The sequence below is a fragment of the Bacillus sp. GMs2/2 genome, assembly GCF_050172095.1.
Taxonomy (GTDB): domain Bacteria; phylum Bacillota; class Bacilli; order Bacillales; family Bacillaceae_G; genus Bacillus_A; species Bacillus_A cereus.
In genome coordinates this window covers 1-3,872 of the sequence record NZ_JBNLYE010000364.1, presented here as the reverse complement: position 1 = coordinate 3,872, position 3,872 = coordinate 1, and the positions used below count along the sequence as shown (strand labels likewise).

Genomic DNA, 3,872 nt, shown 5'->3' with positions numbered 1-3,872 from the left:
AAAGATTTCTCCTTCTTATCCAGTTTACAAAGAGAGCGGTCGTACAAGTTATATGAATTAAGTTATAAAAACAATGGTAAAGGAGTGTACGGAATGAAAACTAAAATAATGACAGGATTTTTAATAACATCCATTGTAACTGGAGCAACTATTCCTATCAATACTCTCGCAACACCAATCGTTCAAGCAGAAACTCAACAAGAAAACATGGATATTTCTTCATCATTACGAAAATTAGGTGCGCATTCTAAATTAGTCCAAACGTATATTGATCAATCTTTAATGAGTCCTAATGTACAGCTAGAGGAAGTCCCAGCTTTAAATACCAATCAATTCCTAATCAAACAAGATATGAAGGAATGGTCATCGGAACTCTATCCACAGTTAATTCTATTAAATTCAAAAAGTAAAGGATTTGTAACAAAATTTAATAGTTATTACCCGACATTAAAATCGTTTGTAGACAATAAAGAAGATAGAGAAGGGTTTTCGGATAGACTTGAAGTACTTCAAGAAATGGCTATGACGAATCAAGAAAATGCGCAACGACAAATCAATGAATTAACAGATCTTAAATTACAGCTTGATAAAAAATTAAAAGATTTTGATACTAATGTGGCAACTGCGCAAGGCATACTAAGTACAGATGGAACAGGAAAAATAGATCAGTTAAAAAATGAAATATTAAATACAAAAAAAGCAATTCAAAATGATTTACAGCAAATTGCATTAATACCAGGGGCTTTAAATGAACAGGGATTTGCTATATTCAAAGAAGTTTATAGTCTTTCAAAAGAAATTATTGAACCGGCTGCTCAAGCAGGGGTGGCAGCGTATAACAAAGGAAAAGAAATTAACAACTCTATTTTAGAAGCGGAGAAAAAAGCGGCGCAAGAAGCGACAGAACAAGGTAAAACTGCTCTAGAGATTGAAGCAGCAAAAAAAGCAGCTCGTGAAGCAATTGAGAAAAGCAAACAAGGTGAAATAGCAGCCGCAGCCGCAGCAAAAACACAAGAGTATGACCTGATGAAGGTCATTGATACCGAAAAGATTAAGAAAACATTTGGCGTTTTTGCTGAAGTAAATAAATTAACAGCAGAACAGCGAGCATATTTAGATGATTTAGAGAAACAAAATCAAAAAATATATGATTTAACAACGAAATTATCAATAGCTGATTTACAAAAATCAATGCTTCTTCTTACACAAAATGATTTGCATACGTTTGCAAATCAAGTAGATGTAGAACTTGATCTACTAAAGCGCTATAAAGAAGATTTAAATCTAATAAAAAATAGCATTACAAAATTATCTACTAATGTTGATACAACTAACGAGCAGTCTCAAAAAGATACATTAAGACAATTAAAAAATGTAATAAGTTACCTTGAAGAACAAGTATATAAATTTTAATATTGCGTTTTTTGGGAATTCATAAAGATTATAAGCATTTAGCGAAAGAAGGAGAATAGTCATGAAAAAATTTCCATTCAAAGTACTAACTTTAGCTACATTAGCAACTGTTATAACTGCTACTACCGGTAACACTATTCATGCATTTGCACAAGAAACGACCGCTCAAGAACAAAAAGTAGGCAATTATGCATTGGGCCCCGAAGGACTGAAGAAAGCATTAGCTGAAACAGGGTCTCATATTCTAGTAATGGATTTATACGCAAAAACAATGATTAAGCAACCAAATGTAAATTTATCTAATATCGATTTAGGCTCAGAGGGGGGAGAGTTGCTCAAAAATATTCACCTTAATCAAGAGCTGTCACGAATCAATGCGAATTACTGGTTAGATACAGCGAAGCCACAGATTCAAAAAACTGCTCGTAATATTGTAAATTACGATGAACAATTTCAAAATTATTACGACACATTAGTAGAAACTGTACAAAAGAAAGATAAGGCAGGTCTAAAAGAGGGTATAAATGATTTAATTACTACAATCAATACAAATTCAAAAGAAGTTACAGATGTGATTAAGATGCTACAAAACTTCAAAGGGAAACTATATCAAAATTCTACAGATTTTAAAAATAATGTTGGTGGTCCAGATGGGAAAGGTGGATTAACTGCAATATTAGCAGGTCAACAGGCAACGATTCCACAACTTCAAGCTGAAATTGAGCAACTTCGTTCTACTCAGAAAAAACATTTTGATGATGTATTAGCATGGTCAATTGGTGGTGGATTGGGAGCAGCTATTTTAGTTATTGCAGCTATTGGAGGAGCGGTAGTTATTGTTGTAACTGGCGGTACAGCAACACCGGCTGTTGTTGGTGGACTCTCGGCTCTTGGCGCAGCTGGTATCGGTCTAGGAACTGCGGCTGGTGTCACAGCATCTAAGCATATGGACTCCTATAATGAAATTTCTAACAAAATCGGAGAATTAAGTATGAAAGCAGATCGTGCTAATCAAGCAGTTCTTTCGCTTACTAACGCGAAAGAAACATTGGCATATTTATACCAGACTGTAGATCAAGCGATATTGTCTCTAACAAATATTCAAAAGCAATGGAATACAATGGGCGCAAATTATACAGATTTATTGGATAATATCGATTCTATGCAAGACCACAAATTCTCTTTAATACCAGATGATTTAAAAGCCGCTAAAGAAAGTTGGAATGATATTCATAAAGATGCAGAATTCATTTCAAAAGATATTGCTTTTAAACAGGAGTAGAACTGAAATTTAAAACCTAAATTGGAGGAAAATGAAATGATAAAAAAAATCCCTTACAAATTACTCGCTGTATCGACGCTATTAACTATTACAACTGCTAATGTAGTTTCACCAGTAACAACTTTTGCAAGTGAAATTGAACAAACGAATAATGGAGATACGGCTCTTTCTGCAAATGAAGCGAGAATGAAAGAGACCTTGCAAAAGACTGGATTATTTGCAAAATCTATGAATGCCTATTCTTATATGTTAATTAAGAATCCTGATGTGAATTTTGAGGGAATTACCATTAATGGGTATGTAGATTTACCTGGTAGAATCGTACAAGATCAAAAGAATGCAAGGGCACATGCTGTTACTTGGGATACGAAAGTAAAAAAACAGCTTTTAGATACATTGAATGGTATTGTTGAATACGATACAACATTTGATAATTATTATGAAACAATGGTAGAGGCGATTAATACAGGGGATGGAGAAACTTTAAAAGAAGGGATTACAGATTTACGAGGTGAAATTCAACAAAATCAAAAGTATGCACAACAACTAATAGAAGAATTAACTAAATTAAGAGACTCTATTGGACACGATGTTAGAGCATTTGGAAGTAATAAAGAGCTCTTGCAGTCAATTTTAAAAAATCAAGGTGCAGATGTTGATGCCGATCAAAAGCGTCTAGAAGAAGTATTAGGATCAGTAAACTATTATAAACAATTAGAATCTGATGGGTTTAATGTAATGAAGGGTGCTATTTTGGGTCTACCAATAATTGGCGGTATCATAGTGGGAGTAGCAAGGGATAATTTAGGTAAGTTAGAGCCTTTATTAGCAGAATTACGTCAGACCGTGGATTATAAAGTAACCTTAAATCGTGTAGTTGGAGTTGCTTACAGTAATATTAATGAAATGCACAAGGCGCTTGATGATGCTATTAACGCTCTTACTTATATGTCCACGCAGTGGCATGATTTAGATTCTCAATATTCGGGCGTTCTAGGGCATATTGAGAATGCAGCTCAAAAAGCCGATCAAAATAAATTTAAATTCTTAAAACCTAATTTAAATGCAGCGAAAGACAGTTGGAAAACATTACGAACAGATGCTGTTACATTAAAAGAAGGAATAAAGGAATTAAAAGTGGAAACTGTTACTCCACAAAAATAGGGAAATATTAATT

3 protein-coding genes are annotated in these 3,872 nt (G+C 33.8%); all 3 read left to right on the top strand.

Features of this window, described 5'->3' with window-relative positions; genetic code table 11:
* Nucleotides 1-93: 93 nt before the first annotated feature.
* The 3 genes from hblC (at nt 94) to hblB (ending at nt 3,859) form a co-directional block, all read left to right on the top strand.
* Nucleotides 94-1,413, top strand: a complete 1,320-nt coding sequence (gene hblC, locus ACQGS6_RS24315; RefSeq protein ID WP_000850227.1) for a hemolytic enterotoxin HBL lytic component L2 — start codon at nt 94-96, stop codon at nt 1,411-1,413.
* Nucleotides 1,414-1,474: 61 nt separating this feature from the next.
* Entirely contained in the window at nt 1,475-2,695 is a 1,221-nt protein-coding gene (hblD, locus tag ACQGS6_RS24310) for a hemolytic enterotoxin HBL lytic component L1 (protein WP_426965730.1), read from the top strand.
* Between the two features lie 36 nt (nt 2,696-2,731).
* Nucleotides 2,732-3,859 (top strand): hemolytic enterotoxin HBL binding subunit HblB, encoded by a 1,128-nt coding sequence (hblB, locus tag ACQGS6_RS24305; RefSeq protein WP_426965729.1) that lies wholly within the window; start codon nt 2,732-2,734, stop codon nt 3,857-3,859.
* The last annotated feature ends 13 nt before the right edge of the window (nt 3,860-3,872 follow it).

Excerpts from the sequence above, each read along its gene's own strand:
- hblC (WP_000850227.1), top strand. The coding sequence starts at position 94 with ATGAAAACTAAAATAATGACAGGATTTTTAATAACATCCATTGTAACT.
- hblD (WP_426965730.1), top strand. The coding sequence starts at position 1,475 with ATGAAAAAATTTCCATTCAAAGTACTAACTTTAGCTACATTAGCAACT.
- hblB (WP_426965729.1), top strand. The coding sequence starts at position 2,732 with ATGATAAAAAAAATCCCTTACAAATTACTCGCTGTATCGACGCTATTA.